The organism is Streptomyces sp. NPDC002537 (genome assembly GCF_053594975.1).
Genome location: NZ_JBSFWT010000004.1, coordinates 29,198 through 42,761 on the forward strand (window position 1 = coordinate 29,198; position 13,564 = coordinate 42,761).

At 71.6% G+C, this 13,564-nt stretch carries 10 protein-coding genes; 8 read left to right on the forward strand and 2 right to left on the reverse strand.

Going from position 1 to position 13,564, the window contains the following annotated elements; all coding sequences use genetic code 11:
- The first annotated feature begins 3 nt into the window (after window positions 1-3).
- From trpM to ACWD4A_RS02945, 8 genes are all read left to right on the forward strand, one after another.
- Window positions 4-225, forward strand: a complete 222-nt coding sequence (gene trpM, locus ACWD4A_RS02910) for a tryptophan biosynthesis modulator TrpM (RefSeq protein ID WP_451188566.1) — start codon at window positions 4-6, stop codon at window positions 223-225.
- Window positions 226-275: 50 nt separating this feature from the next.
- Entirely contained in the window at window positions 276-1,523 is a 1,248-nt protein-coding gene (gene trpB, locus ACWD4A_RS02915) for a tryptophan synthase subunit beta (protein ID WP_451188569.1), read from the forward strand.
- Window positions 1,523-2,338 carry a tryptophan synthase subunit alpha gene (gene trpA, locus ACWD4A_RS02920; protein ID WP_451188572.1) on the forward strand — a complete coding sequence of 272 codons (816 nt, stop codon included), beginning with the start codon at window positions 1,523-1,525 and terminating at the stop codon, window positions 2,336-2,338. Before trpB ends, trpA begins: the two co-directional genes overlap by 1 nt.
- A gap of 64 nt (window positions 2,339-2,402) precedes the next feature.
- Window positions 2,403-3,185 (forward strand): DsbA family protein, encoded by a 783-nt coding sequence (locus ACWD4A_RS02925; RefSeq protein WP_451188575.1) that lies wholly within the window; start codon window positions 2,403-2,405, stop codon window positions 3,183-3,185.
- A gap of 71 nt (window positions 3,186-3,256) precedes the next feature.
- Window positions 3,257-4,123, forward strand: a complete 867-nt coding sequence (gene lgt / locus ACWD4A_RS02930; RefSeq protein ID WP_451188578.1) for a prolipoprotein diacylglyceryl transferase — start codon at window positions 3,257-3,259, stop codon at window positions 4,121-4,123.
- 373 nt (window positions 4,124-4,496) lie between these two features.
- Window positions 4,497-5,228: a VIT1/CCC1 transporter family protein gene (locus ACWD4A_RS02935; RefSeq protein WP_451188581.1), complete on the forward strand. Its 732-nt coding sequence runs from the start codon at window positions 4,497-4,499 to the stop codon at window positions 5,226-5,228.
- Window positions 5,229-5,540: 312 nt separating this feature from the next.
- Entirely contained in the window at window positions 5,541-10,100 is a 4,560-nt protein-coding gene (gene gltB / locus ACWD4A_RS02940; protein ID WP_451188584.1) for a glutamate synthase large subunit, read from the forward strand.
- A complete protein-coding gene (locus ACWD4A_RS02945; protein ID WP_451188587.1) occupies window positions 10,093-11,553 on the forward strand; it encodes a glutamate synthase subunit beta in 1,461 nt (486 codons plus the stop codon). Before gltB ends, ACWD4A_RS02945 begins: the two co-directional genes overlap by 8 nt.
- An 83-nt stretch (window positions 11,554-11,636) precedes the next feature.
- Here ACWD4A_RS02945 and ACWD4A_RS02950 read toward each other — a convergent pair whose 3' ends face one another.
- Both ACWD4A_RS02950 and wecB read right to left on the reverse strand, forming a co-directional pair.
- A complete protein-coding gene (locus ACWD4A_RS02950) occupies window positions 11,637-12,308 on the reverse strand; it encodes a calcium-binding protein (protein WP_451188590.1) in 672 nt (223 codons plus the stop codon).
- Complete coding sequence (wecB, locus tag ACWD4A_RS02955; RefSeq protein WP_451188593.1) at window positions 12,305-13,534, reverse strand: non-hydrolyzing UDP-N-acetylglucosamine 2-epimerase; 1,230 nt, start codon at window positions 13,532-13,534, stop codon at window positions 12,305-12,307. Before wecB ends, ACWD4A_RS02950 begins: the two co-directional genes overlap by 4 nt.
- Window positions 13,535-13,564 lie beyond the last annotated feature (30 nt).

Sequence of the window (13,564 nt, forward strand, 5' to 3'; positions counted from 1 at the left end):
CGGATGACCACCCGCCGCAGCCGCCGCACGGGGCCGGGCCGCAGCCCGGCCGTCGTCGGCGTGCCCGCGGCCGGGTCGTCCGCCCAGGATCCTTACGCGCGCCTGGCCCGGGGCTGCCGTCCCCGCGGCTGCCGCGCGCCGGCCCGCCGGGTCCGGGGCCGCAGAGTGAGGTACCACATCGGCTGCGAGCCGGGTCAGGTCAACGGGCGCCGATGGCGTGGCTGAGCGTCAGCTCAGCGATCACGTCAACTCACTCATCTCCTGAGGAGACCGGCATGCCCAGCGAATTCTTCATCCCGGACCCGGAGGGTCGGATTCCCAACGCCGAAGGCTACTTCGGCGCGTTCGGTGGCAAGTTCATCCCCGAGGCCCTCGTCGCCGCCGTCGACGAGGTCGCCGTCGAGTACGAGAAGGCCAAGGCGGACCCCGCGTTCGCCGCCGAGCTCAACGACCTGATGGTCAACTACACCGGGCGTCCCAGCGCCCTCACCGAGGTGCCGCGCTTCGCCGAACACGCGGGCGGCGCCCGGGTGTTCCTCAAGCGCGAGGACCTCAACCACACCGGCTCACACAAGATCAACAACGTGCTGGGCCAGGCGCTCCTCACCAAGCGCATGGGCAAGACCCGCGTCATCGCCGAGACCGGCGCGGGCCAGCACGGCGTCGCCACCGCCACCGCCTGCGCGCTCTTCGGCCTGGAGTGCACCGTCTACATGGGCGAGATCGACACCGAGCGCCAGGCGCTCAACGTCGCCCGGATGCGGATGCTCGGCGCCGAGGTCATCGCCGTGAAGTCCGGCAGCCGCACCCTCAAGGACGCCATCAACGAGGCGTTCCGCGACTGGGTCGCCAACGTCGACCGCACCCACTACCTCTTCGGCACGGTCGCGGGCCCGCACCCCTTCCCGACGCTCGTCCGCGACTTCCACCGGGTGATCGGCGTCGAGGCGCGCCGGCAGATCCTGGAGCGCGCCGGCCGGCTCCCGGACGCCGCGCTGGCCTGCGTCGGCGGCGGCTCCAACGCCATCGGCCTCTTCCACGCCTTCCTGCCCGACACCGGCGTCCGCCTCATCGGCTGCGAGCCCGGCGGCCACGGCGTCGAGACCGGCGAGCACGCGGCCACCCTCACCCAGGGCACGCCCGGCATCCTGCACGGCTCCCGCTCCTACGTCCTCCAGGACGAGGACGGCCAGATCACCGAGCCGTACTCGATCTCCGCCGGGCTCGACTACCCCGGCATCGGCCCGGAGCACTCCTACCTCAAGGACGTCGGCCGCGCCGAGTACCGCGCCGTCACCGACGACGAGGCCATGCAGGCGCTGCGGCTGCTCTCCCGCACCGAGGGCATCATCCCGGCCATCGAGAGCGCCCACGCGCTCGCCGGCGCCCTGGAGGTCGGCAAGGAGCTGGGCCCGGACGGGCTGCTCCTCATCAACCTCTCCGGGCGCGGCGACAAGGACATGGACACGGCGGCCCGCTACTTCGGGCTGTACGACGGCGAGCAGGGCGAGGGGGCCAAGTGATGGCGGGCAACATCGAATTGCTGAGCTCCGTGCTGGCGACGGCCGGGGCGGAGAACCGCGCGGCCCTCGTCGGCTACCTCCCCGCCGGCTTCCCGACCGTCGACGACGGCGTCCGGGCCGTCACCGCGATGCTGGAGGGCGGCTGCGACATCGTCGAGGTCGGACTGCCGCACAGCGACCCGGTCCTGGACGGCCCGGTCATCCAGACCGCCGACGACATCGCCCTGCGCGGCGGCATCAAGATCGTCGACGTGATCCGTACGGTCGCCGAGGCGCACGCCGCGACGGGCGCGCCCGTGCTGTGCATGACCTACTGGAACCCGGTGGACGCCTACGGGGTCGAGCGGTTCGCCGCCGACCTCGCCGCCGCCGGGGGAGCGGGCTGCATCCTCCCCGACCTGCCGGTCGAGGAGTCCGAGGTCTGGCGCAAGGCCGCCGAGCAGCACGGCCTGGCCACCGTCTTCGTGGTCGCGCCGAGCAGCCGCGACGAACGCCTCGCCAAGATCACGGCCGCGGGCAGCGGCTTCGTGTACGCGGCGTCCCTGATGGGTGTCACCGGCACCCGCGAGTCCGTCGGGCGCGAGGCGCAGGAGCTGGTGCGGCGCACCCGGGCCGTGACCGAGCTGCCGGTCTGCGTCGGCCTCGGCGTCTCCAACGCCGAACAGGCCGAGGAGGTCGCGCAGTTCGCCGACGGCGTCATCGTCGGCTCGGCGTTCGTGAAGCGCCTGCTGGACGCCCCCGACCTGGAGTCGGGCCTCGCCGCGGTGCGCACCCTCGCGGGTGAGCTGGCCGCGGGAGTCCGCAAGCGCGCGTAACTCTTTCGACGGAACCGACGACCGGGGGCGCGCAAGCCGCGCCCCCGGTTCGTTGTACGGGGACGTGAGCCAGAAGAACTCTGATGGGAAGCGCAGCGCCCGTGAGCGCCTGCAGGAACAGCGCCAGAAGGAAGAGGCCCGCGCCAAGCGGAAGCGGACGCTGACCGCCGGCGTGATCGTGGCCGTCGTCCTCGGCGCGGGGGCCGGGATCGGCGCGCTGGTGGCCAACTCCGGCAAGGGCGGCAAGAAGGAGACGGCGGGCCCGCTGGTCGCCCCCCAGGGCGCCTCCGGCAAGGACACCATGACCATCCCGGTCGGCAGGACCACGGCGAAGTCCACCCTCACCGTCTACGAGGACTTCCGCTGTCCCGGCTGCGGCCAGTTCGAGAACGGCTTCCGCGACACGATCCACGACCTGGAGGGCAAGGGGCAGCTCAAGGCCGAGTACCACCTGGTCACTCTGATCGACAAGAACCTCGGCGGCACCGGATCGATCAACGCGGCCAACGCGGCGGCCTGTGCCCAGGACGTGGGCAAGTTCGCCGAGTACCACGACGTGCTCTACAAGAACCAGCCCCAGGAGACCGACGACGCGTACGGCAGGAAGCCGCGCCTGATCGAGCTGGCCGGGCAGGTCCAGGGGCTGCACACCCCCGCCTTCCAGAAGTGCGTCGACGACGGCACCCACAACAGCTGGGTGAAGAAGTCCCACGAGGCCTTCGGCAAGTCCTCCTACCGCGGGACGCCGACGGTCCTCCTCAACGGCAAGAGCATCTACGGCGACCAGGCCAACCCGCTGACCCCCGAGAAGCTCCGGCAGCTGGTCGCGGCCGCGGACCAGGGCTGAGGGCGTTACGCAGCTGTTGTGCCGGGCGGGTTGCCGTTCGCGTGGTCCGGCAGGGTAGCGTCGGTGCTGCCATGGACATCGCTTACATTCCCAGCCCGTCGACCGGAGTGATCCATCTCGGACCCATTCCGCTGCGCGGCTATGCCTTCTGCATCATCATCGGCGTCTTCGTCGCCGTCTGGCTCGGCAACCGGCGCTGGATCGCACGGGGCGGACGGGCGGGGACGGTCGCCGACATCGCCGTGTGGGCGGTGCCGTTCGGACTCGTCGGCGGCCGGCTCTACCACGTGATCACCGACTACGAGCTGTACTTCGGCAAGGGCCGCGACTGGGTCAACGCCTTCAAGATCTGGGAAGGCGGGCTCGGCATCTGGGGCGCGGTCGCGCTCGGCGCGGTCGGCGCCTGGATCGGCTGCCGCCGCCGTGGCATCCCCCTCCCCGCCTGGGCGGACGCGCTCGCCCCCGGGCTCGCCGTGGCCCAGGCCATCGGGCGCTGGGGCAACTGGTTCAACCAGGAGCTCTACGGCAAGCCGACGGACCTGCCGTGGGCCCTCAAGATCGACGCGGACCCCGCGATCGGGCGGCTCGCCGGCACGTACCACCCGACGTTCCTCTACGAGTCCCTGTGGTGCCTGCTCATCGCGGGCCTGGTGATCTGGGCGGACCGGCGCTTCACGCTGGGGCACGGGCGGGCGTTCGCCCTCTACGTGGCGGCGTACACGGTGGGGCGCTTCTGGTTCGAGTACCTCCGCGTCGACGACGCGCACCACTTCCTCGGGCTGCGGCTCAACGGCTGGACGTCGATCGTGGTCTTCATCGGGGCCGTCGTCTACATGGTCGTCTCCGCGAAGCGGTGCCCTGGGCGGGAGCAGGTCGTGGAACCGGCCGTTGTCGAAGAGGGCTCCGAGCCCTCGGAGGAGTCGGCGAAGAAGGGCTGATCTTCCTGGGTGCGCCGCTGTTTCCTCCCCCAGACTCCGTCCGGGGGGACCCCCAGCGGCGGGAGCGGCCTGCGGCCGCGTCCTCAAACGCCGGACGGGCTGGATTTCGCGGACCGTGGCCTTGAGTCTGCGGGCCCGACCGCACAGTTCAGCCCGTCCGGCGATTGAGGACCGCCCCCTGAGGCAGGGCTTAGTCGGGCCACCGGCAGTGCCGGGGTCGGTACACAATTTCTGGGGCCGTATCGCAAAACCCCAGGTCAGAGAGGTAAGTTCGGCCTTCCTTGCTAGCGCTGGGCGCGTGTTCGTGCGTACCTTCGGCTCAGGGGGCGAGCGACAAGGGACCCGCCCCGTGGGGAAGGGAGCACCCGGAGCAATGTCTGTCCTCGATGCGGTTGAGGCACCTCATGTGGCCCATCGCGACAATCACACGCACCGCGATGTGAACGGCGGCTGGCTGCGCCCCGCCGTCTTCGGTGCCATGGACGGACTCGTCTCCAACGTCGCCCTGATGACGGGCGTCGCGGGCGGGTCCGCCTCCTCCCAGACCATTGTGATCACCGGCCTCGCCGGTCTCGCGGCGGGCGCGTTCTCCATGGCCGCCGGTGAGTACACCTCCGTCGCCTCGCAGCGCGAACTCGTCCTCGCGGAGCTGGACATCGAGCGCCGCGAGCTGCGCAAGCACCCCGCCGACGAGGAGGAGGAGCTCGCCGCGCTCTACGTCTCGCGCGGCGTCGAGCCGAAGCTGGCCCGCGAGGTCGCCCGCCAGCTGTCGAGCGATCCCGAGCAGGCGCTGGAGATCCACGCGCGCGAGGAGCTCGGCATCGACCCGTCCGACCTGCCCTCGCCCATGGTCGCCGCGCTGTCCTCCTTCGGCTCCTTCGCGCTGGGCGCCCTGCTGCCCGTGCTGCCCTACCTGCTGGGCGCCACCCAGTTGTGGCCCGCGGTCCTGCTGGCGCTGGCCGGGCTCTTCGGCTGCGGCGCCGTCGTGGCCCGGGTGACGGCCCGCAGCTGGTGGTTCAGCGGACTGCGCCAGCTACTGCTGGGCGGAGCCGCCGCGGGTGTGACATACCTCCTCGGTATTGCCTTCGACACCGCCTTGGGGTGATGATCCATGCGGGCCACCGCATAACGTACGGGTTTCCTCGCGGTTTCAAGCCCTTGACGATCGGGCACAATCCGGAAGCGCAGCGGGGCAACGCCGCCCGTGCTGCGCTGTGTCCGGCGCGGCCGGGCCGGGTGATCCCACGGCTCCCGGAGCTGCCCCCTCGTCTGCAGCGTCCACATGCTGGACCGGAGCTTCCGCTTTTCGAGAAGCGGGCCATCATGTAATCTGCGTCAAATTTTCATCGCAGAGGGCCAACGTCGTCCCTCGGCACATGCACCCGCCATGACTGCCATGACGACGACGGGAGAGCCGATGCGTCCCTTGTCTGCCGCATCCCACCCCGCCCAGCAGGGGATGTACGACCCGCGCAACGAGCACGACGCCTGTGGCGTGGGCTTTGTCGCGACCCTCACCGGCGAGGCGAGCCACGCGCTCGTGGAGCAGGCGCTCACCGTCCTGCGGAATCTGGAGCACCGCGGCGCCACCGGCTCCGAGCCCGACTCGGGCGACGGGGCAGGCATCCTGCTCCAGGTCCCGGACGCCTTCCTCCGGGAACACGTCTCCTTCGAGCTCCCCGAGGCCGGGGCGTACGCCGTCGGCATCGCCTTCCTCCCCGCCGAGGAGGACGCCGCCGGAACGGCCGTCTCACACATCGAGACGATCGCCGCCGAGGAGGGCCTCACGGCCCTCGGCTGGCGCGCCGTCCCCGTCGCCCCCGACCTGCTCGGCAACGGCGCCCGCGCCACCATGCCCGCCTTCCGGCAGCTGTTCGTCACGGACCACGAGCACAGCGGACTCGCCCTGGACCGCAAGGCGTTCGTCCTGCGCAAGCGCGCCGAGCGCGAGGCCGGCGTCTACTTCCCCTCGCTGTCCGCGCGGACCCTCGTCTACAAGGGCATGCTCACCACCGGGCAGCTGGAGCCGTTCTTCCCGGACCTCTCCGACCGCCGCTTCGCCACGGCCATCGCCCTGGTCCACTCCCGCTTCTCCACCAACACCTTCCCCAGCTGGCCGCTCGCGCACCCGTACCGCTTCGTCGCCCACAACGGAGAGATCAACACCGTCCAGGGCAACCGCAACTGGATGCGCGCCCGCGAATCCCAGCTGGCCAGCGGCCTGTTCGGGAGTGAGGAGAGTCTGGAGCGGACCTTCCCCGTCTGCACCCCCGACGCCTCCGACTCCGCCTCCTTCGACGAGGTCCTGGAACTGCTCCACCTCGGCGGCCGCTCGCTCCCGCACAGCGTGCTGATGATGATCCCCGAGGCCTGGGAGAACCACGCCTCCATGGACCCGGCCCGGCGCGCCTTCTACCGGTACCACTCCACCCTGATGGAGCCCTGGGACGGACCCGCCTGCGTCACCTTTACCGACGGCACCCTCGTCGGCGCCGTTCTCGACCGCAACGGCCTGCGCCCCGGCCGCTACTGGGTCACCGACGACGGCCTCGTGGTCCTCTCCTCCGAGGTCGGCGTCCTCGACATCGACCCCGCCAGGGTCGTCCGCAAGGGCCGCCTCCAGCCCGGCAGGATGTTCCTCGTCGACACCGCGGAGCACCGCATCATCGAGGACGACGAGATCAAGGCCGGGCTCGCCGCCGAACAGCCCTACCAGGACTGGCTGTCCGCCGGGCTCATCGAGCTCGGCAAGCTCCCCGAGCGCGAGCACATCGTGCACACCCACGCCTCGGTCACCCGCCGCCAGCAGACCTTCGGCTACACCGAGGAAGAGCTCCGCGTCATCCTCGCCCCCATGGCCAAGTCCGGCGCGGAGCCCATCGGTTCCATGGGCACCGACTCCCCGATCGCGGCCCTCTCCCAGCGCCCCCGGCTGCTCTTCGACTACTTCACCCAGCTCTTCGCGCAGGTCACCAACCCGCCGCTGGACGCCATCCGCGAGGAGCTCGTCACCTCCCTGGTCTCCTCCCTCGGCCCGCAGGGCAACCTCCTGGAGCCCACCGCCGCCTCCTGCCGCAGCGTCACCCTGCCGTTCCCCGTCATCGACAACGACGAGCTCGCCAAGCTCATACACATCAACGCCGACGGCGACCTCCCCGGCCTCAAGGCCGCCACCCTCTCCGGCCTCTACCGCGTCGCGGGCGGCGGCGAGGCGCTCGCCGCCCGGCTGGCGGAGATCTGTGCCGAGGCCGACGCCGCCATCGCGGGCGGCGCCCGGCTGATCGTCCTCTCCGACCGCCACTCGGACGCCGAGCACGCCCCCGTCCCCTCCCTGCTGCTCACCTCCGCCGTCCACCACCACCTCATCCGCACCAAGCAGCGCACCCAGGTGGGCCTGCTCGTCGAGGCCGGTGACGTCCGCGAGGTCCACCATGTCGCGCTCCTCATCGGCTACGGAGCCGCGGCCGTCAACCCGTACCTGGCCATGGAGTCCGTCGAGGACCTCGTCCGCGCGGGCACGTTCCTGCCGGACATCGAGGCCGAGGACGCCATCCGCAACCTCATCAAGGCCCTCGGCAAGGGTGTGCTCAAGGTGATGTCCAAGATGGGCATCTCCACCGTCGCCTCCTACCGGGGCGCCCAGGTCTTCGAAGCCATCGGCCTGGCAGAGGAGTTCGTCGCCGCCTACTTCCACGGCACCGCCACCAAGATCGGCGGCGCCGGTCTGGACGTCGTCGCCCAGGAGGTCGCCGCCCGGCACGCCAAGGCGTACCCCGCCACCGGCATCGCCGCCAGCCACCGCCGCCTGGACATCGGCGGCGAGTACCAGTGGCGCCGTGAGGGCGAGCCGCACCTCTTCGACCCCGACACCGTCTTCCGGCTCCAGCACTCCACCCGCGCCCGCCGCTACGACATCTTCAAGCAGTACACCCAGCGGGTGAACGAGCAGGCGGAGCGGCTGATGACGCTGCGCGGCCTGTTCTCCCTCGCCGGCGACCGCACCCCCGTGCCGCTCGACGAGGTCGAGCCCGTCAGCGAGATCGTCAAGCGCTTCTCCACCGGCGCCATGTCCTACGGCTCCATCTCCCGCGAGGCCCACGAGACCCTCGCCATCGCCATGAACCGGCTCGGCGCCAAGTCCAACACCGGCGAGGGCGGCGAGGACCCGGACCGGCTCCACGACCCCGCCCGCCGCTCCAGCATCAAGCAGGTCGCCTCCGGCCGCTTCGGCGTCACCAGCGAATACCTGGTCAACGCCGACGACATCCAGATCAAGATGGCCCAGGGCGCCAAGCCCGGCGAGGGCGGCCAGCTGCCCGGCCACAAGGTGTACCCGTGGGTGGCGAGGACCCGGCACTCGACGCCGGGCGTCGGCCTCATCTCCCCGCCGCCGCACCACGACATCTACTCCATCGAGGACCTCGCCCAGCTCATCCACGACCTCAAGAACGCCAACCCCGAGGCCCGCATCCATGTGAAGCTGGTCTCCGAGGTCGGCGTCGGCACCGTCGCCGCGGGCGTCTCCAAGGCCCACGCCGACGTCGTGCTGATCTCCGGCCACGACGGCGGCACCGGCGCCTCCCCGCTCACCAGCCTCAAGCACGCGGGCGGCCCCTGGGAGCTCGGCCTCGCCGAGACCCAGCAGACCCTGCTGCTCAACGGCCTGCGCGACCGCATCGTCGTGCAGACCGACGGCCAGCTCAAGACCGGCCGCGACGTGATCATCGCCGCGCTGCTCGGCGCCGAGGAGTTCGGCTTCGCCACCGCGCCCCTCGTCGTCTCCGGCTGCGTCATGATGCGCGTCTGCCACCTCGACACCTGCCCCGTCGGCATCGCCACCCAGAACCCGGTGCTCCGCGAGCGGTTCGCCGGCAAGGCCGAATTCGTCGTCAACTTCTTCGAGTTCATCGCCGAGGAGGTCCGCGAACTCCTCGCCGAGCTGGGCTTCCGCACCCTGGAGGAGGCCGTCGGCCGCGCCGAACTCCTCGACACCGAGCGGGCCGTGGGCCACTGGAAGGCACAGGGCCTGGACCTCGCCCCGCTGCTGCACGTGCCGGAGCTGCCGTCCGGCGCCGTCCGGCACCGCGTCACCGAGCAGGACCACGGCCTGGCCAAGGCCCTCGACAACGAGCTCATCGAGCTCGCCGCCGACGCCCTCGCCGCCCACAGCGCCGAGGACGCCCGGCCCGTCCGCGCCCAGGTGCCCATCCGCAACATCAACCGCACCGTCGGCACCATGCTCGGGCACCGCGTCACCAAGAGGTTCGGCGGCGCCGGACTCCCCGACGACACCGTCGACATCACCTTCACCGGCTCCGCGGGCCAGTCCTTCGGCGCGTTCCTGCCGCGCGGCATCACCCTCCGCCTGGAGGGCGACGCCAACGACTACGTCGGCAAGGGCCTCTCCGGCGGCCGGATCGTCGTCCGCCCCGACCGCGGCGCCGACCACCTCGCCGAGTACTCGGTCATCGCCGGGAACACCCTCGCCTACGGCGCCACCGGCGGCGAGATGTTCCTCCGCGGCCGCGTCGGTGAGCGGTTCTGCGTCCGCAACTCCGGTGCCACCGTGGTCTCCGAGGGCGTCGGCGACCACGGCTGCGAGTACATGACCGGCGGCCGCGCCGTCGTCCTCGGCGAGACCGGCCGCAACTTCGCGGCGGGCATGTCCGGCGGCGTCGCCTACGTCGTCGACCTCGACCCCGACAACGTCAACAGGGAACTGGCCGGCGCCGTCGAGCCCCTCGACGCCGACGACCGGCAGTGGCTGCACGACGTCGTGCGCCGCCACCACGAGGAGACCGCCTCCACCGTCGCGGCCGGACTCCTCGCCGACTGGGACACGGCCGTGACCCGCTTCCGCAAGGTCGTCCCGGCCACCTACAAGGCAGTGCTCGCCGCCAAGGACGCCGCCGAGCGAGCGGGGCTCTCCGAGAACGAGACCCACGAGAAGATGATGGAGGCGGCGACTCATGGCTGACCCCAAGGGCTTCCTGACCACCGGCCGCGAGGTCGCGCGGACCCGCCCCGCCGGCGAGCGCGTCAAGGACTGGAACGAGGTCCACGTCCCCGGCTCCCTGCTGCCCGTCATCGGCAAGCAGGCCGGACGCTGCATGGACTGCGGCATCCCCTTCTGCCACAACGGCTGCCCCCTGGGGAACCTCATCCCCGAGTGGAACGACTACGCCTACCGCGACGACTGGCAGGCGGCCAGCGAGCGCCTGCACGCGACCAACAACTTCCCCGAGTTCACCGGTCGCCTCTGCCCCGCGCCCTGCGAATCCGCCTGCGTCCTCGGCATCAACCAGCCCCCCGTCACCATCAAGAACGTCGAAGTCACCATCATCGACAAGGCGTGGGACAACGGCGACGTCACCCCGCAGCCCCCGGACCGGCTCTCCGGCAGGACCGTCGCCGTCATCGGCTCCGGCCCCGCGGGCCTGGCCGCCGCCCAGCAGCTCACCCGGGCCGGCCACACCGTCGCCGTCTACGAGCGCGCCGACCGCATCGGCGGCCTGCTCCGCTACGGCATCCCCGAGTTCAAGATGGAGAAGCGGCACATCAACCGCCGCATCGAGCAGATGCGCGCGGAAGGCACCAAGTTCCGCACCGAGGTGGAGATCGGCCGCGACATCGACGCCGCCGAACTGCGCAGGCGCTACGACGCCGTCGTCGTCGCCGCGGGCGCCACCACCTCCCGCGACCTGCCCGTGCCCGGCCGCGAACTGCGCGGCATCCACTTCGCCATGGAGTACCTGCCCGTCTCCAACAAGGTGCAGGAGGGCGACTTCGTCACCCCGCCCATCACCGCCGAGGGCAAGCACGTCGTCGTCATCGGCGGCGGCGACACCGGCGCCGACTGCGTCGGCACCGCCCACCGCCAGGGCGCCGCCTCCGTCACCCAGCTGGAGATCATGCCCAGGCCGGGCGAGGAACGGGCACCGCACCAGCCCTGGCCGACCTTCCCCATGCTCTACAAGGTCACCTCCGCGCACGAGGAGGGCGGCGAACGGGTCTACTCCGTCTCCACCACCCACTTCGAGGGCGACGAGGACGGCAACGTCCAGTGGCTCCACCTCGTCGAGGTCGAGTTCACGGACGGAAAGCTCGTCCAGCTGCCCGGCACCGAGCGCCGCATCCCGGCCCAACTGGTCACCCTCGCCATGGGGTTCACCGGCACCGACGTCAGGAACGGGCTCGTCGAGCAGTTCGGCCTGGAACTCGACGCGCGGGGCAACATCGCGCGGGACGCCGACTACGCGACGAACGTCCCCGGCGTGTTCGTCGCCGGGGACGCCGGACGCGGCCAGTCCCTCATCGTCTGGGCCATCGCCGAGGGCCGCTCCGCCGCGCGCGGGGTCGACCGCCACCTCACCGGCACCAGCACCCTGCCCGCCCCCGTCCGCCCGACGGACCGGTCCCTCACGGTCTGATCAGGGCACGGCCCGGCCAGGGCCCACGAACACGCGGTGCCCGCCTTCACCCCGACCGGTGGCGGGCACCGCGGCACCACCCCTCACTCGCCCGGCGCGTGGGCCACCAGATTCGTGAACTCCACCCGCGCGTCCTCCGTGTACACCCCCACGCTCCCCGACGTGTACGGATGCTCCCGGTCCTCGTAGGCGATCAGGCCCTTCCCGTCCACGCTCGCCTCCATCCGCGCCCCCTGCTGCGCGATCCGGACGTCCGACCAGGTGCCGATCGGGAACGAGCCCTGCCCGGTCGCCAGGAACCGCTGGCCACCGGCGTACGCGGGGTCCCGCTTGCCCAGCTCCCAGCCGTTCGGCTTCAGCGTGAGGTAGTAGAAGTGCTCGGGATCGGTGTACGCCCAGACCAGCCACGGCACTTCCCAGGGATTCGGCTTCGGCGTCCGCAACTGCTCCACCGTCCGTATCCGCGCCTGGAAGTCCACCGAGCCGTACACCGCCGTGGAGACCACCAGCCCCGCGTGCGTCACGTCCGGCGTCCGCGCCGGCTCGGGGGACAGCTCCAGACCGTCGTGACGGCCGATGTTCTCCCCGTGCCCGTCGAACACGGAACGCCACGGGCCGTGGACGGAACCCTCCGCCCACGGCCGCTCGGGCTTGCCGTCACCGGCCCCCCAGATGCCGCTCACCGCCAGTGCGATGCCCGCCGCCACCGCGGCGGCGAGCAGAGCGAGGCCGAGCAGCCGGTGAACTCTCGTCATGCCGTCGAGTATGACCCCGGACCCTCGGGACGGGAGGCGACCAGTGGGACGACGCCCCGATCGGGTCCGGCGTCCGCGCCGAAGTCCTCCGCGAGCTGCGCGACGATGCGGTCCGTGGCGTGCCCGTCCCCGAAGGGATTGCCCGCCGTCGCCATCCGCTCGTACGCCACCGGGTCGTCCAGCAGCCGCATCGCCGCGTCCAGGATGGCCTCCGGCTCCGTACCCACCAGCCGCGCCGCGCCCGCCTCCACCGCCTCGGGCCGCTCGGTCGTCGTCCGCAGCACCAGCGCGGGCTTCCCCAGGGTCGGCGCCTCCTCCTGGATGCCGCCCGAGTCGGTCAGCACGAGGTCGCAGGAGGCCAGCGTCGCCGAGAAGTCCAGGTAGCCGAGCGGCTCCACCACCCGGATGTCCGGATGCCCGGACAGCTCGGGAAGCAGCGCCTCCCGCACGGCCGGGCTCTTGTGCAGCGGGAGGACCATCTCCACGTCGCCCCGGTCGGCCAGCCGGCACAGGGCCTTGCCCATCGCGCGCATGGTGTCGCCCTGGTTCTCGCGCCGGTGCAGCGTGACCAGCACGCGCCGCCGCCCGCTCTCGAAGCGGCTGTGGCCGGTGCCCTCTTCGAGGACCCACAGCAGGTTGTCGATGACGGTGTTGCCGGTGGTGAACACCTCGGCTTCCGGGACGCCTTCGGCGGTCAGATGGGCGGCGGCGCGGGGCGTGGGGGCGAAGTGCCAGCGCGCCATCCGGCCTATGAGACGGCGGTTGAGTTCCTCGGGGAAGGGGTTGTCGAGGACACCGGTGCGCAGGCCGGCCTCGACGTGGGCGACGGGGAGGTGTTCGTAGAACGCGGCGAGCGCGCCGGTCAGGGCGGTGGTGGTGTCGCCCTGGACCACGACCAGGTCGGGCCGCTCGGCGCGGACCACCTCGCCCAGCCCGTCCACCAGCCGCGCGGTCAGGGTGGAGAGCTGCTGCCGCTCGCGCATCACGTCGAGCTCGGTGTGGACGGGCACTTGGAGGAGGTCCAGCATCTGGTGGAGCATCTCGCGGTGCTGGCCGGTGGTGACGACGACGGGCTCGAAGAGCGGCGAGCGGCCCATGGCGCGGGCCACGGGCGCCAGTTTGATGGCCTCCGGGCGGGTGCCGAGGACGAGCATGGCGCGTACGGGCGCGGTGACGAGTTCGGGGGATGCCGAGGACGCGGGGGATGCCGAGGATTCCGAGGACATGGTTCTCCCTAGGAAGGGCGTTGCCGATGG